Source organism: uncultured Holdemanella sp. (genome assembly GCF_934772795.1).
In the GTDB taxonomy this organism is placed as follows: domain Bacteria; phylum Bacillota_I; class Bacilli_A; order Erysipelotrichales; family Erysipelotrichaceae; genus Holdemanella.
The window spans coordinates 1-23,546 of record NZ_CAKVMR010000017.1 but is presented as its reverse complement, the minus strand read 5'-3'; the positions used below and the strand labels follow the sequence as shown (position 1 = coordinate 23,546).

Sequence of the window (23,546 nt, the reverse complement as noted above, 5' to 3'; positions counted from 1 at the left end):
GTTTGGTAAATGAATTACGGTAAGCCTGCACTTACTAAACTGTCTTGATTCACTACTTGGTTATCGTTATAATTTGAGTATAAATTATTAAACAAGGAGGAAATAACAATGGCAGTAAATATCGATAAAGATGCTTGCATCGGATGTGGTGCTTGTGTAGGAGGATGCCCTGTAGGAGCTCTTTCATTAGACGATGAAGGAAAATCAGTTTGTGACGAAGGAACTTGCATCGACTGCGGTTCATGCGTAGGAACTTGCCCTGTTGGAGCAATCAACCAGTAATTCAAATTTAAACACATTTGCCAAGCTTAATGCTTGGCATTTTTTTTCGAAAGGAGATCACATGAAACAAAAACCAGGATGGGTATTACCCGATTTAAAAGAAGCACAAAAGCGTACTACAAATACAATTGATCGTATTGATACATTTAATATTCCTGAAGATGCTCGTATGATGGGAAGAGGAAAAAAATATTTTATTTCCACATATGGCTGCCAGGCTAATGAGCGTGATAGTGAAACATTGGCAGGTATTCTAGATGAATTAGGATTTACTCCAAATGAAACGGCCGAAGGCAGTGATGTCATTATTATCAATACTTGTGCCATTCGTCAAAATGCGGAAGAAAAAGTATTGGGTGAGATTGGTAACTTCAAGCGTTTATATCGCGAAAATAAAGATCTTGTGATTGGTGTTTGTGGATGTATGGCACAAGAGGAAGGTTTAGTTGAAACTTTATTAACGAAATATCCTCAAGTTCGTTTATTGTTTGGAACACATAATATTCAAGAGCTTCCTAGCATGCTTTATAGTTGTATGGTTGAGGGTAAAAAAGTTGTAAAGATCTATTCTAAAGAAGGAGAAGTTTACGAAAATCTACCAGTACACCGTTTTGGAACATTCAAGGCTTGGGTCAACATTATGTATGGTTGCGATAAATTCTGTACATATTGTATTGTTCCTTATACTCGTGGAAAACAGCGTTCACGTAAGATGTCTGAAATTTTAAAAGAAGTTCAGCAACTTAAGGATGAGGGGTATAAAGAAATCACATTGCTTGGACAAAACGTAAATGCGTATGGAAAAGATATGGATAATGAGCAGGATTTTGCGACATTATTAGAAGAAGTGGCTAAGATTGGAATTCCTCGTGTTCGTTTTACAACAAGTCATCCTTGGGATTTCACAGAAGAAATGATTGATATTATCGCAAAATATGACAATATCATGCCATTTATTCATTTGCCACTACAATCAGGAGATGATGATGTACTTAAGTTAATGGGTCGTCGTTATACAAAAGAATCTTACTTAGCTTTATATGATAAAATTGTCAATACAATTCCAAATGTTTCTGTTTCAACCGATATCATTGTTGGTTTCCCAAATGAAACCGATGAGCAGTTTGAACACACTCTAGATGTGGTTCGCTATTGTAAATACGACAATGCCTTTACATTTATTTTCTCAGCAAGACCTGGTACACCAGCCAGCCGCATGCATGATTCTGTTGATATGGAGACAAAGAGAAAGCGTTTGGCAAAATTAAATAAAACATGGAATGATCTAGCTTTAGAAAAGAATAAAGCTTATGTCGGTCGTACTGTTACTGTATTAGTGGATGGCTTAAGCAAAAAGAATGAAAATGTATATTCTGGATATACAGACACACAAAAATTAGTTAACTTTAAAGGTGAAAATATTCAGCCTGGAGAATTTGTAGAAGTCGAAATCACAGATGCGAAAAGTTTCTCTTTAGATGGCGTTGCGGTGTGATATAATTTAGAAAAATAATACTATTTAAAAGGAGATAATATGAAAGAAGAAAAAATTCCTTCATTAACAGAAAAAATCCGTATTTTTGCCCTTGGTGGTTTAGATGAAGATGGTAAAAACTTATTCTGTGTGGAGGTGGATGAATCCATCTATGTAATAGAGGCAGGTATCAAGTTTCCTGACAACAAGGAATCATTAGGTATCGAATTTATTATTCAGGATTTTACGTATTTAGTTGAAAATAAAGATCGTGTCGCAGGTATTTTTATTACGCATGGTCATGATGACGTAATGGGAGCTTTACCATATTTATTAAAACAAGTCCCTTGTGATGTTTATACCGCTCCATTAGCTGTAAAAGAAGTACAGAAAATGATTCGTCAGGAACATATTACAGGTGTGCGTGTGCATTCTGTAAAGCGTAATGATAAAAAGCGTATTGGTAAAAGAAGAGTTGTCTTCTTCCCAATTACGCATGCTTATCCAGGAACATTTGGTTTAGCGATTGGTACAGATCAAGGCTATATTGTATATTCTGGTGAATTTATTGAAGACTATGATGATTTAGATGATGCATATCGTGCCGATTTCACAACAATTTCAGAACTTGGTAACGAAGGCGTATTGGTTTTGTTGCAGGAAAGTAAAGGTGCAGAAAGAAGTGGACACACTTCTCCGAGTCATCGTATTTCCCCTAAGCTTTTACAAGTTTTAGAAACACATGAAAATAAGCGTGTCTTTGTGAGTGTATATACACAAAGTGTATATCGTATTCAGGAAATCATTGATTGTTGTATGGCAAGCCGTCGTAAGATGGTATTCTATTCAAAGGAATTACGTGATTTGGTAGGACGATTAAAAGAAATTGGTTACGAAGTGGATCCTTCTTTAGTGATTGATCCAGCTAATTTTGATAACTCTATGAAAGATGTTGTCGTCATTATTTCGGGTCAAGGTAAATCTTTATTCAAAACCATCAACAACATTGCCAACAATGAATTAGAATCGATTGTATTTGATCAGGATGATGTCATTGTGGTCGCAAGTCCAGTTGTGCCTGGTGTTGAAAATGAATTCAAAAGCATGGAAAATGACATGTACAAAAAAGAGGGTGAAATCATCGTCTTAGATAAGAATGTTTTGAGTATGCACCCTAGTAAAGAAGATTTGAAGATGATGATCTTCCTTACAAAACCAAAATACTATATTCCTATTAAGGGAGAATATCGTTTATTACACATGAATTCGCAGATTGCGGTTGAAATGGGATATGATCCAAGTCGTATCATCATTTTAGATAATGGTCAGGTTGCCACTTTTGAAAATCGTAAATTAGTTTCTTGTGCAATGGAATTAGAACTTCATGAAACGATGATCGATGGAAAAGAAAACTGGGATATGGCGGGTGTCGTATTAAAGGATCGTGAGACTTTAAGTACAGATGGCGTTATGATCTTGGCTATTGGTATCAACGCAAAGACAAAGAAGATCATTAATGGTCCAGATGTACAAAGTCGTGGCTTGATCTATTTGCGTGATGCAGAATACATCACGGGTGATGTAGCTAAAATCATGGAGGATACGATCAATGAGGCGGTTGAAAATAAGACATATGACAATTTAGAAACGCGTAACTTGATTCGTGATAAGGTTTCTAAATATCTTTATAAACAAACCGCAAAAAGACCGATGATCTTACCGGTTATTTTAGAAATAAACTTAAATAAGTAGAAAGTGGGGTAAGTATGGCAAAAGCCAGAAAAAAAACAACACGAAGAAAATCTACGAAAAAGAAAACACAAACGTCTTGGTTGCACTCAAACTTATTTCGTTTGTGTTTCCTTATTTGTATGATATGTATTAGCTTTATAGCGACTTTAGAATTTGGAGTTGTAGGTGCATTTTTACATCACTTCTTTGAATTTCTATTTGGAATCTTGACAAATATATTGTTTTTAATGACATGTGTTTTTTGTACTGTTGCGATTTTTCACAAAGAATATTTGCCATTAAGAAAAAGATATTTGTTTGGAATTTTATTTTTTGTGCTTGGTTTAAGCCTGATGTCATCCATTATGGAGTTTAAACCACACCCAGGAAGTTATGGGCTTGATTTTGTGCTTGGTAATGCTGGAAATATTATCACAGGTAATCTTTCAACGCATGCAGGTCTAATGGGTGTTTTATTACTATGCTTCTTCCAGTCATTGTTTGATTATGCGGGAAGCTATGTAATGGTACTATTGTTTTTTGTGCTAGCTATTTTAATGTTTGGTTATGAAAAAATTGTGGGTTATGAAAGAAAACCTAAAAAAGTAATGAAGAGTGCTCCAATCAAGGAAACACCGGTTTCGATTGATCGTAAAAACTTTATTTTTGAAGATGAAGATACAAATGAATCAAGTTTTCAAATTATTAACGCGGATCCTGTAAAGCCTGTACAACCAGATCCAGTGGATGAAGAAAAAGAAGCGGATGAGCCTTTGATTATTGGAGATTTAGAACCTAGAAAACCTAGCTTTATGGTGGATGTGGATGATGAGCCTAGTCCTGTAGAGACTAAAAAAGAAGTTCCTGTTGTCAATGAGGGTGTTGTAGAAAAGGTTGAACCTAAACATTATGTTGCGGATGAGAATTCGGATTTTAAAAACTATAAGCTTCCAAAATTGAATGTTTTAGAAGATATGGAAAGAAAATCTAGATCCAATGCGAATGTAACTACAGCAAAGGAAAAAGGTGAAAAACTGATTGAGATCTTACATGAGTTTGGTGTGGAGGCTAAGCTTGTACAGATTCATATTGGTCCAAGTGTCACAAAGTTTGAAATCAAACCGGAACTTGGTGTTCGTGTCAATAAAATCAGTAACTTACAAAATGATATCAAGATGGGTCTTGCCGCTAAGGATATTCGTATTGAAGCACCGATTCCAGGTAAGGCAAGTGTTGGAATTGAAATTCCAAATGTTGAAAAGACAAGTGTACAGATGAAGGATTTGATGCGTACGATTCCGGATTCTATGAAGGATAAAAAATTACTTTTCTGTTTAGGAAAAGACTTAATGGGAAACAACGTATATGGCGAATTAAATCGCATGCCACACTTATTGATTGCGGGTGCAACGGGTAGTGGTAAATCGGTATGTGTTAATGCGATTATTTCTTCGATTTTAATGCGTACAAAACCAGATGAAGTAAAATTGGTTTTGATTGATCCTAAAAAAGTAGAGTTTACTCCATATAATGATGTACCACACTTATTATCACCGGTTATTACGGATGGAGATCTTGCGAATAAGGCATTGAAGGTCATTGTAGAAATGATGGATCGTCGTTATGACTTGTTTGGTGAATTGGGTGTGCGAAATATTACGGCCTATAATGAGTATGTATTATCGCATAATGATGATCATTTAAAAGTATTGCCTCGTATAGTGATTATTATTGATGAGTTGGCCGACTTGATGTTGGTGGCAGCTAAAGAAGTTGAAGCAAGTATTCAAAGAATTACACAGCTGGCGCGTGCTGCAGGTATTCATTTGATTGTTGCCACACAAAGACCAAGTGTTGACGTCATTACAGGTGTTATTAAGGCCAATATTCCAAGTCGTATTGCCTTTGCGGTATCACAAGCTGTCGATTCAAGAACAATTTTGGACCAAGCTGGAGCTGAACGTTTGCTTGGAAATGGGGATATGTTGTATTTGCCAAATGGTGAGACGAGTCCTCGTCGTATTCAGGGTGTCTTTATCAAGGATGAAGAGGTCAATCATATTTGTGAGTATGTCAAATCACAGGCAAGACCAAAGTATGATGATGCCTTTATTCAATTAAAAGATTTACAAAATCAAGGCAATGAAGCGGGTAATGTTACGGCTGATCCTTTGTATGAGGAAGTGAAGCGTTTTGTGATTGCATCTAGAAAGGCAAGTACGTCTTTGATCCAAAGAAAGTTCTCTGTGGGCTATTCTAGAGCGGCACGATTGATGGATGTTTTAGAGGCAAATGGCATCATTGGTCCAGCAAGAGGAAGTAAGCCTAGAGAAATTTTAGTGCAAAACACTTTAGAAGATGGGATAGATTCTATATAATAGGATAAGAAAGGAATTGAGTACTATGAATATATTTTTAAAATCAGCAGGAAAACAAGAGGGAACATCTTGTGTTTCAAATATGGTTCAATTGGGAGACTTCTTTTATTTAAGTGGTCAAACTGGACTTGGCGAAAGCATTCAGGAACAAACAATTACAGCAATCAATAAGGTAATTGATGTTTTATCAAACTATGGTTTGCAGCTTCACCATGTTGTGAAGTTCACTGTGTATTTAAAGAATATCGAGGATAAAGATGCATTCTTGAATACATTCAAAAACTTTGTTGATGAACCATTCCCTGCATGTACAATTGTGGAAGTATCAAATTTAGCTGATAATGCCACAGTATGTATTGAGGGTCTTGGCGTAAATACACTTCGTCATGAAGAACAAATGCAACAATCAAGTTGTTCACATGATTGTTCATCATGTGGTGGAGGTTGCCACTAATACACCGGTTAATCCGGTGTGTTTTTATTTAGGTAGCGGAAAATTTGTTTCAGTGTTTGTTGGATTCGTTTAGGATGATCACAATTCAGTGTGGAGCCATCACGAAATGTGATTGTACAAGTGGATTGAAAGTAAGTGACGTCTTGAATATTGGCATAATTGATCCAGATACAGTCATGTGCTTTTTTTGATTTATTAGGAAAGTAGATCTCCTTCCTTGAAATCGATACGACAACAGGGATATATTTTTTAACTTTCATTTGATAGACAAAGGCTTCTTGTCTTCCTTTAAGGGTAGATCCATTCAACAAGCATTTTTCATTTAAATAGTTTTGCGTGCTTAAACTCTTGTGGTATAGCTTTTCATCTTCTTTAACTGTGCACACAGTACTGGATTTGTATTCGTAGTATAAATAGTTCATACATACTATGATACGATTCCAATGTGAAAAAGACATAAAAAAAAGAAAGTTTCTTAAAAAACTTTCTAAAGCCAGGAAATTGTGTTTTCGGTTCCTGTTTTGATTTTATCAATATTTGTACGATGTCTATAAATCACAAGAACTGTCATTAGCCAGCTTGCGATAATAACCGAAATACTTTCCACGTTGAATCCTAGCATCAATGCCGTAATGTATAAGCTACTTGCGATGGCTGCACACATACTTGCCAAAGATACATATTTAAATAGATATAGCACAACTAGAAACATGCCAAATGGTACAAGTAAGTAGCTTGCATCTTGAAATAAGAAGATGCTTGTAGAGAATAAGAAGCCAAACATTGTACTAACAGCTTTTCCTCCATGGAATTTTGCGAATATTGGATAACAATGTCCGATACAGCAGGCAAGTCCTGTCCAAATGCCAGCAACTTTCGATACTTGGGTTGCAATCGCAATCGCAAGAACAACTTTTAAAACATCAAACACAATGACAGAAATTCCTGCTTTCTTTCCTAGAACTCTTCCTGCATTCGTTCCACCTAGATTTCCTGAGCCATATTGGCGAATGTCTGTATGATAGAAAACTTTACCAATGATCAAAGCAAAGGGTAAAGATCCTAATAAGTAACCTAATAAAATACATAAAATAGTTTTCATCTCTTCCACCTCGGAATTTATTTTAGCAGTTTTGATCCACTTAGTCGAGAATTGGATATAAAAAATAATAATTTGACATAAATAATGTGGATATTAAATATATACTGATCTAGTATAGACAGGAGAAATATAAAGGATTTTCAATTCAAAAATATGTTAAAATATATGGTGTGTATTAGAAAGGAGGCGTTGAAATGGAAAGAGATCCTTTTAAAGAATATATTAAAGAATCAGAGTTAGATACTGTGAATCGAGGATATGTTTGGAGCACGGCAATTGGTCTTCAGGCTGTAGATGGTCTAAAGCCATCTAGCTATTTAATCGATACTGCAATAAAGAATATTGAAGGTAAGATTACGTTGAAAGAAGCGCAAAACCTGATTGATACTTATTATGAAGAAAGCCCTGCAAGTACTTCTGATGATGATCGTACTGAGGAGGCTGATAAAGTAGCTTCGCGTATTGCTCAAATATTATCAGAGACAGCATTTTCATTTTCGCCTTTAGAATATCTTTCTATCCACAAGAAACTTTTCAAAGGTATGTATAACCATGCAGGTAAAATGAGAACATATAATATCACAAAGAAGGAATGGGTACTGGATGGTGCTACAGTTGTATATGGAAGTGCTTCACAATTAAAAGCCACTTTAGAATATGATTTTTCTCAAGAAAAGGAATTTAGTTACAAAAATTTAATGATGGATGAAATTATTCATCATCTTGCCTTGTTTATTTCAAGACTTTGGCAAATTCATGTATTTGAAGAAGGGAACACAAGGACAACGGCTGTCTTTTTCATAAAATATTTACGTACACTTGGTTTTAATGTGACAAATGATATTTTTGCAGAAAATGCTTGGTATTTTAGAAATGCACTTGTTCGAGCAAATTATACGAATCTACAAAAAAATATTCATGAAACAACAGAATATTTAGAATTATTTCTTAGAAATCTATTATTGGATGAAAAGAATGAACTTCGAAATCGTACAATGCATATAAGTGGATATTTTTCAGAAAAAGTGAACATTGAAACCGAAAAGGTGGACATTGAAACTGAAAAAGTGGACATTGAAACCAAAAAGGTGGACATTGAAACTAAAAAAGTGGACATTGAAACCAAAAAAGTGGACATTGGAAGTTTAAAGTTTAGTAAACGAACAGTTCATCATATTGAAATTCTATTTGATGAATATGGGTATAATCGAGTATTTGGTAGAAGTGATATGATGGAATTAGTTGGGCTAAAGAGTTCAGCTGTATCTAACTTGATTTCTAAATTGTTAGAAGCTGGGATAATTGAACCTGTTACAGGGCAGGGTAAAGGTAAATATAAGTTTAAGAATGAGGTGTGCTAAACACCTTTTTAATTGGACATGAATAGTGTATATTCAAAGTGTTTTAACAGGAATTTATGTGCACTTTTTTTGATTTGTTGATATAATAAAGATTACGTTGGAAAGTAGGGATAGTATGCCAAAACAACAATATGATGAAAGTAGTATCGTTATTTTAGAAGGTTTGGATGCCGTTAGAAAGCGTCCAGGAATGTATATCGGATCTACCGATTCAAAAGGTCTGCATCATCTAGTATGGGAAATTGTTGATAATGCGATTGATGAAGCTTTAAATGGCTATGGTGATGAAATCACAATTACACTCGAAAAAGATGGCAGTGTTACAGTAGAAGACCACGGGCGAGGAATGCCTGTTGGAAAACATAAATCAGGGGTAAGTACTCTTCAAGTTATTTTTACCATTCTACATGCGGGTGGTAAATTTACAAGTCATGGAGGCTATACAAGTGCTGGAGGACTACACGGTGTAGGTGCAAGTGTTGTGAATGCACTTTGTACATGGTGTAAAGTTATGGTACATGATGGAAAAGATGTATGGAGTATGACTTTTGAAGATGGGGGAAGTAAGATTGGAAAGCTTGAAAAAGTAGGGAAAACCAATCATACCGGAAGTATTGTTTCCTTTAAACCTGATCCATCTATTTTTAAATCGGTTCACTTTTCATATTCAACCATTTGTGAAAGAGCCCAAGAGGATGCTTTCTTACTAAAAGGGTTAAAAATGATCGTACGCGACAAGCGTAAAGAAGAAAAAGAAGTGGTTTACCAATATGAAGATGGATTAAAAGCCTTTATTGAAGAAGTGAATCAAGATCATACGCCAATGCACGATCCAATTAGCTTTAGAGGCGAAAGTAACCAGATCATTGTAGAAGGATGTTTCCAATATACAGATGAATATCAAGAAAACATTTTCTCATTTACCAATATGGTTCGTACGCGCGATGGTGGATCGCATGAAACAGGTGCGAAACAAGCTTTTACGAAAGTCTTTAATGAATATGCTCGTAAGAATGGTTTCTTAAAAGAAAAAGATAAAGGATTTGATGGAAATGATGTCAGAGAAGGTTTGACATTGGTCATCAATCTGACAATTCCAGAAGATTATCTACAATTTGAAGGACAGACCAAAGAAAAGTTAGGTACACCAGAAGCTAAGCCAGCTACAGAAACTGTGGTATCGGAAAACCTTCGTTACTTCTTGGAAGAAAATAAAGAGATTGCCAATGCCTTAGTGCGTAAAATCATTAAGGCAGCTCAAGCTCGTAATGCAGCTCGTAAAGCGCGTGCCGATATTCGTAATGGAAAAGGAAAGAATCGTTCAGAACGCGTGTTATCTGGAAAGTTGGCATCGGCCCAAAGTAAGGATGCCAGAAGAAAAGAATTATACTTAGTCGAAGGAGATTCTGCGGGAGGTTCCGCAAAACAGGGTCGTGATTCAAAATACCAAGCGATTCTTCCTTTGCGTGGTAAAGTGTTGAATACAGAAAAGGCAAGTCTTGAAGCCATTGAAAAGAATGAAGAATTAAATACTATTATCCATGCCCTAGGTGCTGGTGTAGGCGCAAACTTTACGGCTGAAGATTCAAACTACTATAAAGTCATTATCATGACCGATGCCGATGATGATGGAGCTCACATTCAAAACTTATTGTTGACATTCTTCTATCGTTATATGCGCGATTTGATTACGCATGAAATGTTGTATATTGCCTTGCCACCACTATATCGTATTGCCAAGGCTGGTAAAGAATACTATTTATATACAAATGAAGAATTAGATGAGAAAAAAGCCGAATTAAAAAATGGCTACACTATTACACGATATAAAGGTCTTGGTGAAATGAATGCCACTCAGCTTTGGGATACTACAATGAATCCTGAATCAAGAACTTTACTTTGTGTGACCATTGAAAATGCGATGATGGCCGAAAAAAGAGTGACTGAATTAATGGGAGATAAGGCAGAGCTTCGTCGTAACTGGATCGAAGACAATGTCGTATTTACTCTAGAAGATGATTATAAGGAGGTAAATGCGTGAAAGAAAAAGAAGTAAAACATAATGTTTTAAAGAATTCTTTAGAAGATATCATGGCGGATCGTTTCGCCAGATATTCTAAATATATTATTCAAGAACGTGCTTTACCAGATGCAAGAGATGGCTTAAAGCCAGTACAAAGACGTATTTTATATGCGATGTATGAAGATGGGAATACTTATAATAAGCCATATCATAAATCTGCAAAAACAGTCGGTAACGTTATTGGTAACTATCACCCTCATGGCGATAGCTCCGTATATGATGCGATGGTTCGTATGTCGCAAAATTGGAAGATTACCAATCCTTTAATTGATATGCAGGGAAATAATGGATCTATCGATGATGATCCAGCGGCTGCGATGCGTTATACAGAAGCGCGTTTAGCCAAAATCAGTGATTTCTTGTTGCAGGACATTGATAAAGATACAGTGGAATGGGCACCCAACTTTTCCGATGAAAAGATGGAACCCACTGTACTTCCAGCCCGTTTTCCTAACTTATTAGTCAATGGTATTACAGGAATTGCGGCTGGATATGCCACAAATATTCCTCCTCACAATTTGAATGAGGTCGTTCAAGCAAGTATTTATCGTATTTCACACCCCGATTGTTCATTAGAAGAATTGATGCAGTTTGTGAAAGGGCCTGACTTTCCTACAGGCGGCATCGTGATGGGGCTTGATGGAATCAAACAAGCCTTTCAAACGGGTCGAGGACGTATTTTAATTCGTTCTAAAGTAGAAATTGTACCAACACGTACAATCAAACAGATTGTGATTCATGAGATTCCTTATGAAGTCATCAAATCGAATTTGGTAAAGAAAATTGATGAGATTCGTTTAAATAAAAAAATCGATGGCATTTTAGATGTGCGTGACGAAAGTGATCGTACGGGATTAAGAATTGTGGTGGATCTTAAAAAAGATAGTAATGATGAACAGATTTTAAACTATTTATATAAAAATACAGATCTTCAAATATCATACAACTACAACGTTATCGCAATCGTGAATAAGGCACCCGTGCAAATGTCTTTAGCCATGATGTTAGATGCCTTTATCAACCACAGAGAAGATGTAGTGATTCGTAGAAGTAAATATGATTTAGCTTCCAAAAAAGATCGTGCACACATATTAGAAGGTTTGATCAAAGCTGTAAGTGTCATGGATGAGATCATTCATATCATTCGTAAATCAAAAGATAAGGCACATGCCAAAAAGAATTTGATTGAGCGTTTTGACTTTACTGAAAAACAAGCCGAAGCCATTGTCGTAATGCGTTTATATCGTTTAACAAATACAGATGTTAAAGAATTAAAGGCAGAATTCAAACAACTACAAAGTGATATTGCTGAATTAGAGAAGATTATTAGTGATAAATCTGAATTGCATAAAGTCATGGTGGAAGAATTAGAAAAGGTGAATGAAGAATTCAATACACCTCGTCTTTCAGATATTGTACATGAAGTGAAAGAAATCGTAATTGATGAAAAGGCCATGATCTCCAAAGAAGAATGCATGATTACGGTAACTCGTGATGGCTATATCAAGCGTGTATCTATGAGAAGCTATAATGCCTCTAGTGAATCTATGACACAAAGAAAAGATACAGATTCATTAGTATGTTACGGTGTAAGTCATACATTACAGACATTAGTTTTCTTCACAAACCGAGGTACATATGGATATATTCCGGTTTATCAGATTGAAGAGGCAAAATGGAAAGATTTGGGAGGTCATATCTCAAATTATATTAAGATGGATTCAAGTGAAAAAATTATCGCAGCCTATGTATTGGATTCTTTTAAAACAGGAGTTCATGTCATAAGTGCAAGTCGTCATGGTATGATCAAGCGTACTGAATTAAAAGAATTTGAAGTTTCACGTTCCAATAAAACAATGGCTTGTATGAAGATTGGTGCCATGGATGAAATGATATCGGTATCTTTATCTTATAAACCAGATGATCAAGTCATTCTAGTTAGTGAGCAAGGCTATGGCTTGATGTATCCGGTTGAACAAATTCCTTTGGTTTCTAATAAATCCAAAGGTGTGAAGGCGATGAATCTATCAAAAGATGATTGTGTAGCTTCTATTTGTGTCAGTCAAAATCGTGAGGAACAAGTCTTAGTTTCTACGACAACCCTTTCTTTAAAGCGTATGAAACAAATGGAGATTGCACCATTGAATCGTCCGGCTAAGGGTAATCGTATTTGTAAGTTAGTGAAGTCCAATCCGAATGTGATATTCAATGTACATATGGTTGATTTAAATACACCATTTGAAATTTATGCAGAAGATATTATGCGCTTTGAGGCAAAAGAAATCAGTTTGATGAATGCCCAATCTACATTCTCTTCACCACTAGGCAAAGTAGACAAGTTTGAGTGGATCTCACCACTTGAAAATGTTGCGGATGGTTCTTGGGTCAAACAAGATGATTTTGAACAGCCATCTTTATTTGATGAGGAAAAAGCATGAGTAAACAACAAGCTAATTTAGTATGTCTTTTAGTTGCGGCCATTTGGGGTGGCGGTTTTATTGCGACGGATGCGGCATTAAAGACATTTGATCCTTTTACCGTTTTAATGATTCGTTTTATTGGCGCTAGCATCGTTAGTATTATTGTATGTTTAGTCAGTCACGTAAAGGTTTCTAAAGAAGCCTTATTTCGTGGAAGTATTTCAGGAATTCTAATGTACTTGGCTTTTGCGTTTCAAACCTTTGGCTTATTCTTAACGAATACAGGTCAAAATGCCTTTTTAACAGCTGTCAATGTTGTCCTAGTGCCCTATATTGTATGGCTATTATGGAAAAAGAAACCGAGCCATCGTCAACTTGCGGCAAGTGTTGTTTGTCTTGTAGGAATTGCATGCCTAAGCTTATCTAAAGGATATTTCTCATTTAGTTTTGGCGATAGCTTATCTTTAGCATGTGCCTTCTTCTTTGCGTGTCACATCATCTCATTAGAGTATGCGACAGAAAACTCCAATTCGATTGCGATCAATGCCGTACAAATGAGTGTGGCGGCTATCCTTTCGATTCCGCTAGCTTTAAGGTTAGAAACAATACCACAAACAATCACTATGCATGCGTATATGAGTTGTGCCTACATGATTTTAGTGGCCACTTTCTTGGCATTTCAGCTTCAGACTTTGGCACAAAAATATACAGACGCATCGAGTGCGAGTGTACTTTTATGTACAGAATCATTGTTTGCGAATGTATTTGGATTCTTATTGTTGCATGAAGAGAAAAGTCCAATTATGATTTTAGGGGGGCTTTTGATCTTTGTTTCCGTTATTTTAACGGAATATAGTGGTCAATTTATATTGTCAAAACCCCAAAAAGATAGTAGAATAGATGAGTAGATAGTGAGGTTGACTAAAACATGGGTGCATCAATTTTATATACGATTGTGGGAGCCATCATTGGTGGCTTGGTTACTTTCTACTTCACTCGTAAGAAGTTTGAAAAGGAAATTAAAGAAAATCCACCAATTAATGAAAAGATGATTCGTGCAATGTTCTTACAAATGGGACGTAAACCTAGTGAAGCACAGATTCGTCAAATCATGAAATCGGTAAACGCAAACCGTAAATAATGATAAAGTGTCAAAAGACACTTTTTTTCTTTTCCTTGGTTGTTTGCGTAATGAAAGTTTTGGTTATATAATAGTTGTATATAAGTTATATTATTTTAGAAGAGGTTTTTATGAAAGATTTTGATTCGAATCGCATTTATCAAATACTAGGCGATGAATTTAAAAACATCTATATTGTGGATTGTGAAGATCAACAAATTCATGCTTTTAAGGAAACGTTGAAGTTGCCTGGTTTTTCATCATGCATAGATTATAATGATGCGATGAATCAATATATTGATGAACGTGTTTACGAAAAGAATCGTGATATGTTACGAATGGCTCTTTCATTTAACTCTTTATTTTCTAGGTTAGAAAAAACAGAACACTTTAATATTCATTACCAATCTAAAAACGATTCCGAAGTTCATTTTATGTACTCACACTTTGGACGTGTCATGGAAGATAATCGATTAAGTCAAATCATCATTGGTTTTGCGAATGAAGATTTAGATATTCGTAGGAATAATTTAGATATGTTTAATAATACAATCACACCAAATGGTTTTAAACGAAAAGTGTTGATTGTCGAAGATAATGAAATCAATCGCGAAATTTTAAAGGTCACTTTAGAAGACGATTATGATGTGATTGAAGCTGTCAATGGAGAAGAAGGCTTACAATTATTGTCGCAATACTACAAAGAAATATCCATTATTTTATTAGATGTAGTGATGCCTGTATGTGATGGATTTGAGTTCTTGACTCGCCAAAAATCAGATTCCTTACTAGCTAGTGTTCCAGTTATTGTGACGACTGGAAATAACTCACAGGAAGATGAATTAAAGTGTTTAGGTCTAGGGGCCGTGGATTTTATCACAAAGCCATATAATGCGCGAATTGTGAAGAGTCGAATCGATAGTGTGATCAAGCTTAGAGAATCGAGTGTGACTTTAGCAGCTATCGAAAAAGATGAATTGACAGGTCTATATACAAGACAGGCTTTTTATCATCATGCAAGAACGTTTACACATTTTATGACTGAGGAAAAGTTTCATGTGGTTATCCTAGATGTTGCGGATTTTAAATTGATCAATGGTACATATGGCACAAAGAAAGGAAATGAAGTATTGGTTTACCTTTCAAATGCCTTTAGATATTATGTAAAGAATGGTTTATTGACACGTTATGAAGGAGATCAATTATTAGGATTGTTCCATTGTAATGAAAAATTAGATGTGGATAGAATCAACAAGAATATAAATAAGATTGCAGAAGAAGCACCAATCCCAAATATTCGTATTAAGGTGGGTATTTATGAAGATGTCGATACAACACTTTCCATGCCAATTATTTGTGACCGTGCATTAATGGCAGAAAAGAGTATCTCCAAAGATTTCAAGACCAATGTAGCTTTCTATACAAATGAGTTGAATCAAAAACAATTAGCGCAAAGACAGATGGAAAATGATTTTAAATCAGCCATTGCGAATAAAGAATTCAAGGTGTACTATCAACCAAAATATGATGTGCAGACAGAACATATTGTAGGAGCAGAAGCTTTGGTTCGTTGGCAGAAATTAGATGGTACATTGATTTCACCAGGAGCTTTTATACCGTTATTTGAAAGTGATGGATTAGTTGTTCATTTAGATGAATATGTATTTGAGAGTGTTTGTCAATTCCAAAAAGAGCGAATGGAAAATAAACTTCCTATTGTTCCAATTTCTGTTAACTTATCTCGTGCCAGCATTCATTTTAGTGATGTAGTGGATCGCTATGTAGATATCGTGAAGCACAAACAAATTCCATTTGATTGTGTTCCAATTGAATTAACAGAATCTGCGACATTGTATTCAGAGAAGATTCTTGAAATCACAGACCAATTAGTGAAGGCAGGATTTAAGCTTCATATGGATGATTTTGGTTCGGGATATTCTTCATTGACATCTTTAAATGAATTGAACTTTAGTACCGTAAAATTAGACAAGAGTTTGATTGATTATATTCATCAAGCACGTGGAAAGAAAATTGTGCAACAAGCCATTGATTTAGGTCATGGACTTGATATGAAGGTGGTTGCCGAAGGTGTTGAAAGTAAAGAACAAAGGGATTGTTTGATCGAAATGAATTGTGATGAAATTCAGGGTTTCTATTATTCAAAGCCTTTAAAACAAGAAGATTTTATTGAAAAACTAAGAGCTTGATCAAGCTCTTTTCTTATATAAGGAGATATTATGCCATTAAAAATCATACGTCAGGATATCACAAAATTAAAAAGTAGATGCGATCGTGAATACGACAAATCCAAGCTTTGATGCGACTGGTGGTCTAGATCATTACATTCATCAACAAGCCGAAAATGAATTGGACGAGAATTGTAGAAGACTTAAAAGATTAGAAGTAGGACAAGCATGTCTTATAAGTGGATATAACCTAAGTACATATATTATTCATACTTGTGGACCTGTCTGGCATGGCGGTCACAATCATGAAGAAGAAAAACTAAGATCTTGTTACTTAAATAGTTTAGAACTCGCAAGTCAATATCAACTTAATTCGATTGCATTTCCATTGATTTCAACTGGGACAAATCAATACCCGAAATAACTTGCACAAAAGATTGCGACAAATAGTATTGTATCTTTTTTATATATTAAAAAATTGGTTTCGGATGCGTTTGTGGATGATATTGAGCGTACAAAAAAGGCAGGTATGAATGAACATTTCTCAAAGCCTTTGGTGATGGGGAAAAAGTAATTGAAGCGATTGGTAATTATGTGCAAAAAATAACTAAAATATAACCAAGTTAACGATATAATTGAATAAATGAAAGGTAGGTCCTATATGCAGACAATCATGCGATATGAATTGGTCATCAATGAAGCGTTGCGTTCGGCACTCATGTTGGATACACCAGATGAACAGATCAATGAGTTTATTCGTTTCTTTGGAAAACATATTGGATGTGATCGAATTTATATTTTTGAGGATAATAAAAAAGAACATGTGACCGATAATACATATGAATGGTGTAGTAAAGGTATCCAACCAGAAATTGATTTTCTACAAGGTGTGGATATGGATATCATCGATTGGTGGTACAAAGCTTTTGACAAGAAAGAAAATGTGATCATTCGCGATGTTGAAACAATAAAAAATGAGCATGTGTATACATATAATACGTTGAAGATTCAAAATGTTGAGCGTCTTGTGGTATGTCCCATTCGCTATAAAGATGAAATTAGTGGCTTTTTTGGCGTGGATAATCCGCCGATTAATGATCATTTAGGATTAACTACATTCTTAGATATGATCGCAACGTTGGTTATTTCTTTTTTAAAGATTCGTAATTCACAAAATAAGTCAAAGCGTGAAGCACAACTAAGTGGATATTCCGCCTTGGGACAGATCTATACTTCTATGCATTATATCAATGTGAAGACCAATCGTTTTCATATTGTGAAAATGGAACCGCAAATTCTTAAATATTTAGGAATCGATGAAATTAAGGATGTTGATGATCATTTTATGGATCATATTTGTAAGATTCATCGAAAATTCTGTCAGGCCGATTATTTAAATCGAGAAATTGAATTTATGGATCTTGAGACATTAGATGAAAGACTTCAAGGTAAAAAGTCGATAGACAGTGTTTTCTATGGTAAGCTTTCAGGTTGGTGCCGAGCTCGTTTTATTCCGGTTGATTATGATGAGGATAAAAGTTTACTCCATGTTCTATATTGTGTGGAATGTATTGATGATCAAAAGAAGCGGGAAGATCAATTATTATATTTAGCTCAAACGGATACAATGACGGGAATCTCAAATCGTCGTAGTGGTGAAAAGATGATTGAGCGTGTTTTAAACAACAAAGTCAGTGGTATGATGTGTTTAGTAGACTGTGACAAATTTAAATCTATTAATGATACGTATGGACACATGGCTGGGGATGAGGTCATTATTGCGATTGCGCATACGCTACAAAAATCGTGTCGTGATAAAGATGTAGTGATGCGTCTAGGTGGAGATGAATTTGCGTTATTTATTCCAGGTGTGACTGATCGTAAGTGTGCCAATGCTTTCTTTAAACGTTTGTTTGAGAATTTGAAACAAATCCAGATTGAATCTATAAAAGATCATCCGATTATAATGAGTTTAGGTGCTTGTTTCTATGATGGTAAAGAAGAATTGACCTTTGATGAATTATATTGCAGAGCCGATGCAGCAATGTATCAAAGTAAAAAAGTGGATGGATACAGTGCAACAATTTTCAGAAAGAAATAGTCTCTTTGTGAACAAAGAAGTTGTTTTGTACTTAAAAAGTGTACAAGTGTTAAAAAATAGTAAACATTTTTTAATTTTTGTGGTATTATACCCGAAACGGAGGGATATAAATGCAGAAGTATGTAGAAATTAAGCGGGATGGATTAACACTTCGCGGTATGCTTCATGTGCCAGATGACATAACAAAAAAGGTACCAATGGTAATCATTCTTCATGGATTTTGCGATGATCGCAATGAAATCAATTTTGTGCATAACGAGTTATCTCAAAGATTGTGTGATGCGGGCATTGCGAGTGTTCGCTTTGACATGAATGGTAGTGGCGAAAGTGATGGACGCTTTGAAGACATGACCATTTCAAGTGAGATTCTTGATGCGAAAGCCATGTTGGATTATGTCGAATCTTTAGATTTTGTCGATCCGAAAAAGATTGCACTTCATGGATGTAGTCTAGGAGGTTGTGTCGCAAGTATGGTGGCTGGACAATGTAAAGATAGAATTCAAGCATTGTCGTTATGGTGTCCTGCACCAGATTTAGTTTATAACTTGAAGGAACATTTGACTTTATGTGGTCAGGATGTTTCAAATATTGAAAAAGATGGATGTGCAGATGTGGAAGGATTGAAGTTGAGCCTAAAATTCTATCAGGATGCATGTACATTGGATCCATACAAAGAGGCTTCTTTGTTTGATAAGAATGTATGTACCATTCATGGAGATCAAGACATTACAGCTTCGTGTGAGTGTAGTTATAAGTATAAAGAAATTTTTAAGGAAAGAGCAAAATGTATTATTGTCCAAGGAGCAGAGCATCGCTTTAAATCGTTTGCGTTTAGAGAAGCAAGAATGAAAGGGGCTCTAGACTTTTTAAAGGACGAATTATTATAAATGAAAGAGAAGGAAATTTGATATGAATAAAGAAAGAAAACAGCCAACAACCCTATTTGCGGTAGTTTCATTTTTGGCTATTATTGCCGTATTGATCATTATGATCAACTTAGGATGCAATACAACACTATCTGTATTTGCGGGTGTTATCGTTGCGGTCATCACCACAAAACTTTTAAATATTCCATGGAGTGAAGTGGAACAGAACATTATTAAAACAGCCGCTGACTGTATGCCTACATTTTTGATTGTCATTATGGTTGGTATGCTTGTGGGAATCTGGATGGCCGGTGGTACTGTTCCATCATTGATGTATTATGGTATGCAGGTGATTTCACCAAAAATCTTAGTACCTCTTGCCTTTGTGCTTTGTGCTTTGACAAGTGAATTTACGGGAACATCTTTTGGCTCTGTGGCAACTATGGGTCTTGCGATGGTAGGTATTGCCGCTACAACAAGTATTCCTGTACCATTAGTTGTGGGTGCCGTTGTTTCTGGAGCATGGCTAGGTGATAAAATGTCACCTTTATCAGATACAACCAATTTAGCAAGTGGCGTAAGTAAAGTGCCTTTATATGATCACATTCATTCTATGCAGTATACAACACTTCCTGCAGCTGTAGTCGCTTTGATCTTATTTACAATTGCCGGCTTGTATTATAGTGGTGGAAGTATGGATCTTGCCCAACAAAAATTGATTTTAGACACATTATCTAAACATTTCAATATCAATATTCTATTGATTTTACCTGCCATTCTAGTTATTTTGATTTCTGTATTTAAATTACCTTCCTTATTAGGAATGGGCTTAGCCGTAGTTGTATCTGCTGCTTTTGCGATGGTATTTCAAGGCGTTAACTTTGTTGATTTAATGAACTATGCCTTTAATGGTTTCAGCATTGAAACAGGTGTATCCATTGTTGATCCAATGCTGAATCGTGGTGGTGTGCTTTCTATGTCTGAATTATTAGTGACATTTATGGTTGCCAGTGTAATGGGAGCTGTCATAACGTCTACTGGTATTTTGGATGTTTTGGCTAAAAATGTTTTATTAAAGTTTATCAAGAATCGTACAGTATTAGTCTTTGTCACTTTAGTCTATTGTTATGTCGTGAACTTCTTAACGGCAGGTGGACAAACTGTATCAATTATCGTAACGGAACAAACTTTTGAATCGGCTTATGAAGATATGAATATTTCTCGTAAAGTATTATCTAGAACACTCGAAGATTCTGGTACATTGTCTGCACCAATCGTTCCTTGGGGTGTTGCGACAATTTATGTCATGGGCGTACTTGGTTGCTCAACAGCTTATATTCCATACGCATGGTTTATCTTTATCGTTCCTATTTTCTCAATGATTTGTGCCATTACTGGGATTGGAATTTGGGATAAAGAAGAAAAGCCAGTTCGAAAATAAATGTCTTATATCTTTACTATCTTTTCGAATTGGTGTATAACTTAAATGTAAATAAAAAAAGGGAGCTTGTAGTACAGGCTGAGAGGAAAGTGTGACTTTCGACCTATAACCTGATTTGGATAATGCCAACGTAGGGAAATACTTTGTCTTTTTAATGTGAGTATACCTATATTGGTTGCTCACTTTTTTTTGGTGGCAAAATGGGAGCACCACTTTTTGTCACGTTAAACAATCATTTGGAAAAGGAGATTTTAAAATGAACACAAATGAAAGTACAGTAAGTACAGGCGCTACATATACCACTCAGATGGATGCTGCGCGTAAGGGAATTATTACGCCAGAAATGAAGATTGTAGCCCAAAAAGAAAAAATGACAGAAGAAGAACTAAGAGAATTAGTCGCATGTGGTAAGGTTGTAATTCCGGCCAATAAAAACCATAAATCTTTAAATCCTGAAGGCGTGGGAAGTATGTTACGCACGAAGATCAATGTAAACTTAGGGGTTTCTAGAGATTGTAAAGATTATGATGTCGAAATGGAAAAAGTTATGGCAGCCGTAAATCTTGGCGCAGAATCTATTATGGATTTATCCAGTCATGGAAATACGCAGCCATTCCGTCAAAAATTGACAGCTGAATGTCCTGCTATGATTGGTACTGTACCTGTATATGATAGTGTCATTCACTACCAAAGAGATTTAAATACATTAACCGCAAAGGATTTCTTAGATGTAGTCGAGTTACATGCCAAAGATGGGGTAGACTTTGTGACTTTGCACTGTGGAATCACAAGAAAGACGATTGATCAAATCAAAAAACATAAACGTAAAATGAATATCGTTTCTCGTGGAGGAAGTTTAGTCTTTGCGTGGATGTCTATGACAGGTGAAGAGAATCCATTCTATGAATACTACGATGAAATCTTGGATATCTGTGAAAAATATGATGTGACGATTTCTTTAGGTGATGCTTGTCGTCCTGGATGTTTAGCAGATGCCACAGATGTATGTCAAATCGAAGAATTGGTTCGTTTAGGAGAACTTACAAAACGTGCTTGGGAACATAACGTACAGGTTATTGTCGAAGGACCTGGACATGTTCCATTAGATCAAGTAGCTGCCAACATGCAGGTTCAGCAACAAATCTGTATGGGAGCTCCATTCTATGTGTTAGGCCCATTAGTTACAGATATTGCACCAGGCTATGATCATATTACAGCCGCTATTGGTGGTGCGGTTGCCGCTATGTCAGGAGCCGCTTTCTTATGTTATGTAACACCGGCAGAACACTTGGCTTTACCAAATGTCGAAGATACAAAACAAGGTATCATTGCTTCTAAGATTGCAGCACATGCGGCTGATATTGCCAAAGGTGTTAAAGGAGCAAGAGATATCGATGACAAGATGGCGGATGCAAGAAAGAATCTAGATTGGGATGCACAATTTGAGTGTGCGCTAGATCCAGAAACCGCAAAAGCAATTCGTCAGTCTCGTATGCCAGAAGATGATCATAGTGATACTTGCAGTATGTGTGGTAAATTCTGTGCTGTAAGAAGTATGAATAAGGCTCTATCTGGAGAGAATATCGATATTCTATAGTTGAAGTGTTTTTACATCGTTTATATTTTTTAACAAATCTTTGCAGAAATTAGTAGATAATGAGTATTGTTTTAAAAAGTATGATATATTAGGTGTGTAACGTTTAAATGTTATATTCTCACATAACATATGTTACTAAAGTGGGCTTAGTAAGTGTGTTATAATTAGGCGTAATAAGAAAGGGTTATTTATGAGTGAGTCAGTTTTAAATTTTCTTGAAGAAAAGAATCTTCCTGAAGTCACAAAAAAGAAACACACATATTTGATGATGGATGGACACGATCAAGAAGATATTTACGTATTAAAAGATGGTGTTGTGAAAGTGAGTATTGTTTTATGTGATGGGCGTGAATTCAATATCACTTATTTAAAAGGTTTGGATATGATTTCTTTGTTGAAAGATGAAATCAATAAAATGACAACGGCATCATTTCATGCTCGTATCGAAAGTGATACGGCAACTTTCTATCGTATCAACAGACAATTATTTGCACAATATGTGAAAGAAAATGAAGAATTACAGGCATATATAGATTCGTATTATCGCAAAAAGATGACCGAAGCTATTTATCGCCAGCAACTCATGACAATGAATGGGAAAAATGGAGCTGTGTGTGCATTTATCTATCATTTGATTCCATTATTTGGTAGACAAGTTAAAAAAGGTATATTTATTGATCTGCAAATCACGAATGATGATATTGCCAATTTCTGTGGGGTATCCACAAGAAACAGTGTCAATCGTATCTTACGCGGATTAAGAGAAGAAAACGTTATTACGATGGTATATCATAAGATCTTAATTTTAGATGTAGATTATTTAAAGCGCTATGTACAGTAAAAGGAGCTAATTTTAGCTCCTTTTGTTGTTTAAGGGTAACCAATTTTAATTAGGGTCATTATTTTTGGGGTCTATTTTAGGGTCAATTTTAGGGGCGACTTTTGGGGTC

Annotated in this window: 19 protein-coding genes and 1 riboswitch; of the genes, 17 read left to right on the top strand and 2 right to left on the bottom strand. The window is 35.5% G+C overall.

Annotation, left to right across the window (positions count from 1 at the left end):
- The first annotated feature begins 108 nt into the window (after window positions 1–108).
- The 5 genes from Q0F04_RS04805 (at window position 109) to Q0F04_RS04785 (ending at window position 6,319) form a co-directional block, all read left to right on the top strand.
- Window positions 109–282, top strand: a complete 174-nt coding sequence (locus tag Q0F04_RS04805) for a 4Fe-4S binding protein (RefSeq protein WP_040466055.1) — start codon at window positions 109–111, stop codon at window positions 280–282.
- A gap of 61 nt (window positions 283–343) precedes the next feature.
- On the top strand, window positions 344–1,777 hold the full coding sequence (miaB, locus tag Q0F04_RS04800; RefSeq protein WP_295750790.1) for a tRNA (N6-isopentenyl adenosine(37)-C2)-methylthiotransferase MiaB: 1,434 nt from the start codon (window positions 344–346) through the stop codon (window positions 1,775–1,777).
- A gap of 39 nt (window positions 1,778–1,816) precedes the next feature.
- Window positions 1,817–3,508 (top strand): ribonuclease J, encoded by a 1,692-nt coding sequence (locus tag Q0F04_RS04795; RefSeq protein WP_295750787.1) that lies wholly within the window; start codon window positions 1,817–1,819, stop codon window positions 3,506–3,508.
- Between the two features lie 14 nt (window positions 3,509–3,522).
- On the top strand, window positions 3,523–5,865 hold the full coding sequence (locus Q0F04_RS04790; RefSeq protein ID WP_295750784.1) for a DNA translocase FtsK: 2,343 nt from the start codon (window positions 3,523–3,525) through the stop codon (window positions 5,863–5,865).
- 25 nt (window positions 5,866–5,890) lie between these two features.
- A complete protein-coding gene (locus Q0F04_RS04785; protein WP_288522600.1) occupies window positions 5,891–6,319 on the top strand; it encodes a RidA family protein in 429 nt (142 codons plus the stop codon).
- A gap of 8 nt (window positions 6,320–6,327) precedes the next feature.
- Here the strand turns inward: Q0F04_RS04785 and Q0F04_RS04780 are convergent, their stop codons facing one another.
- Window positions 6,328–6,741 (bottom strand): competence protein ComK, encoded by a 414-nt coding sequence (locus Q0F04_RS04780; RefSeq protein WP_288522601.1) that lies wholly within the window; start codon window positions 6,739–6,741, stop codon window positions 6,328–6,330.
- A gap of 65 nt (window positions 6,742–6,806) precedes the next feature.
- Window positions 6,807–7,421 (bottom strand): glycerol-3-phosphate 1-O-acyltransferase PlsY, encoded by a 615-nt coding sequence (plsY, locus tag Q0F04_RS04775; RefSeq protein ID WP_117572370.1) that lies wholly within the window; start codon window positions 7,419–7,421, stop codon window positions 6,807–6,809.
- A 194-nt stretch (window positions 7,422–7,615) separates the two neighbouring features.
- On the opposite strand from plsY, the gene Q0F04_RS04770 reads away from it, so the two are divergent.
- The 12 genes from Q0F04_RS04770 to Q0F04_RS04715 all read left to right on the top strand — a co-directional run bounded on the left by Q0F04_RS04770 (window position 7,616) and on the right by Q0F04_RS04715 (window position 23,437).
- On the top strand, window positions 7,616–8,782 hold the full coding sequence (locus tag Q0F04_RS04770) for a Fic family protein (protein WP_295750781.1): 1,167 nt from the start codon (window positions 7,616–7,618) through the stop codon (window positions 8,780–8,782).
- A gap of 115 nt (window positions 8,783–8,897) precedes the next feature.
- Window positions 8,898–10,823 carry a DNA topoisomerase IV subunit B gene (gene parE, locus Q0F04_RS04765; protein WP_288522607.1) on the top strand — a complete coding sequence of 642 codons (1,926 nt, stop codon included), beginning with the start codon at window positions 8,898–8,900 and terminating at the stop codon, window positions 10,821–10,823.
- Entirely contained in the window at window positions 10,820–13,303 is a 2,484-nt protein-coding gene (gene parC / locus Q0F04_RS04760; protein WP_295750776.1) for a DNA topoisomerase IV subunit A, read from the top strand. The genes parE and parC overlap by 4 nt, the downstream gene beginning before the upstream one ends.
- Entirely contained in the window at window positions 13,300–14,193 is an 894-nt protein-coding gene (locus Q0F04_RS04755; RefSeq protein ID WP_295750773.1) for a DMT family transporter, read from the top strand. The genes parC and Q0F04_RS04755 overlap by 4 nt, the downstream gene beginning before the upstream one ends.
- Before the next feature lie 20 nt (window positions 14,194–14,213).
- Window positions 14,214–14,426, top strand: coding sequence for a YneF family protein (locus Q0F04_RS04750; protein WP_117572380.1), 213 nt, complete (start codon window positions 14,214–14,216; stop codon window positions 14,424–14,426).
- Between the two features lie 110 nt (window positions 14,427–14,536).
- The gene (locus Q0F04_RS04745) at window positions 14,537–16,612 is read left to right on the top strand and encodes an EAL domain-containing response regulator (RefSeq protein ID WP_295750769.1); all 2,076 of its coding nucleotides are present in this window, start codon (window positions 14,537–14,539) and stop codon (window positions 16,610–16,612) included.
- A gap of 85 nt (window positions 16,613–16,697) precedes the next feature.
- Window positions 16,698–17,015, top strand: coding sequence for a macro domain-containing protein (locus tag Q0F04_RS04740; RefSeq protein ID WP_295750767.1), 318 nt, complete (start codon window positions 16,698–16,700; stop codon window positions 17,013–17,015).
- Window positions 17,016–17,252: 237 nt separating this feature from the next.
- Window positions 17,253–18,692, top strand: coding sequence for a GGDEF domain-containing protein (locus Q0F04_RS04735; protein WP_295750764.1), 1,440 nt, complete (start codon window positions 17,253–17,255; stop codon window positions 18,690–18,692).
- 110 nt (window positions 18,693–18,802) lie between these two features.
- Window positions 18,803–19,579, top strand: a complete 777-nt coding sequence (locus Q0F04_RS04730; RefSeq protein WP_295750761.1) for an alpha/beta hydrolase — start codon at window positions 18,803–18,805, stop codon at window positions 19,577–19,579.
- A gap of 22 nt (window positions 19,580–19,601) precedes the next feature.
- Window positions 19,602–20,999: a Na+/H+ antiporter NhaC gene (gene nhaC, locus Q0F04_RS04725; RefSeq protein WP_295750758.1), complete on the top strand. Its 1,398-nt coding sequence runs from the start codon at window positions 19,602–19,604 to the stop codon at window positions 20,997–20,999.
- Between the two features lie 48 nt (window positions 21,000–21,047).
- A riboswitch (TPP riboswitch) is annotated at window positions 21,048–21,154 on the top strand.
- Between the two features lie 101 nt (window positions 21,155–21,255).
- Entirely contained in the window at window positions 21,256–22,596 is a 1,341-nt protein-coding gene (thiC, locus tag Q0F04_RS04720; protein ID WP_117572394.1) for a phosphomethylpyrimidine synthase ThiC, read from the top strand.
- Window positions 22,597–22,786: 190 nt separating this feature from the next.
- Window positions 22,787–23,437 carry a Crp/Fnr family transcriptional regulator gene (locus tag Q0F04_RS04715; protein ID WP_295750755.1) on the top strand — a complete coding sequence of 217 codons (651 nt, stop codon included), beginning with the start codon at window positions 22,787–22,789 and terminating at the stop codon, window positions 23,435–23,437.
- Window positions 23,438–23,546 lie beyond the last annotated feature (109 nt).

Coding starts and splice junctions, on each gene's coding strand:
- plsY (WP_117572370.1), bottom strand. CDS start 7,421: ATGAAAACTATTTTATGTATTTTATTAGGTTACTTATTAGGATCTTTA.
- Q0F04_RS04745 (WP_295750769.1), top strand. CDS start 14,537: ATGAAAGATTTTGATTCGAATCGCATTTATCAAATACTAGGCGATGAA.
- Q0F04_RS04780 (WP_288522601.1), bottom strand. CDS start 6,741: ATGAACTATTTATACTACGAATACAAATCCAGTACTGTGTGCACAGTT.
- parE (WP_288522607.1), top strand. CDS start 8,898: ATGCCAAAACAACAATATGATGAAAGTAGTATCGTTATTTTAGAAGGT.
- miaB (WP_295750790.1), top strand. CDS start 344: ATGAAACAAAAACCAGGATGGGTATTACCCGATTTAAAAGAAGCACAA.
- Q0F04_RS04755 (WP_295750773.1), top strand. CDS start 13,300: ATGAGTAAACAACAAGCTAATTTAGTATGTCTTTTAGTTGCGGCCATT.
- Q0F04_RS04735 (WP_295750764.1), top strand. CDS start 17,253: ATGCAGACAATCATGCGATATGAATTGGTCATCAATGAAGCGTTGCGT.
- Q0F04_RS04730 (WP_295750761.1), top strand. CDS start 18,803: ATGCAGAAGTATGTAGAAATTAAGCGGGATGGATTAACACTTCGCGGT.
- Q0F04_RS04805 (WP_040466055.1), top strand. CDS start 109: ATGGCAGTAAATATCGATAAAGATGCTTGCATCGGATGTGGTGCTTGT.
- Q0F04_RS04715 (WP_295750755.1), top strand. CDS start 22,787: ATGAGTGAGTCAGTTTTAAATTTTCTTGAAGAAAAGAATCTTCCTGAA.
- Q0F04_RS04750 (WP_117572380.1), top strand. CDS start 14,214: ATGGGTGCATCAATTTTATATACGATTGTGGGAGCCATCATTGGTGGC.
- nhaC (WP_295750758.1), top strand. CDS start 19,602: ATGAATAAAGAAAGAAAACAGCCAACAACCCTATTTGCGGTAGTTTCA.
- Q0F04_RS04790 (WP_295750784.1), top strand. CDS start 3,523: ATGGCAAAAGCCAGAAAAAAAACAACACGAAGAAAATCTACGAAAAAG.
- Q0F04_RS04785 (WP_288522600.1), top strand. CDS start 5,891: ATGAATATATTTTTAAAATCAGCAGGAAAACAAGAGGGAACATCTTGT.
- Q0F04_RS04770 (WP_295750781.1), top strand. CDS start 7,616: ATGGAAAGAGATCCTTTTAAAGAATATATTAAAGAATCAGAGTTAGAT.
- Q0F04_RS04795 (WP_295750787.1), top strand. CDS start 1,817: ATGAAAGAAGAAAAAATTCCTTCATTAACAGAAAAAATCCGTATTTTT.
- thiC (WP_117572394.1), top strand. CDS start 21,256: ATGAACACAAATGAAAGTACAGTAAGTACAGGCGCTACATATACCACT.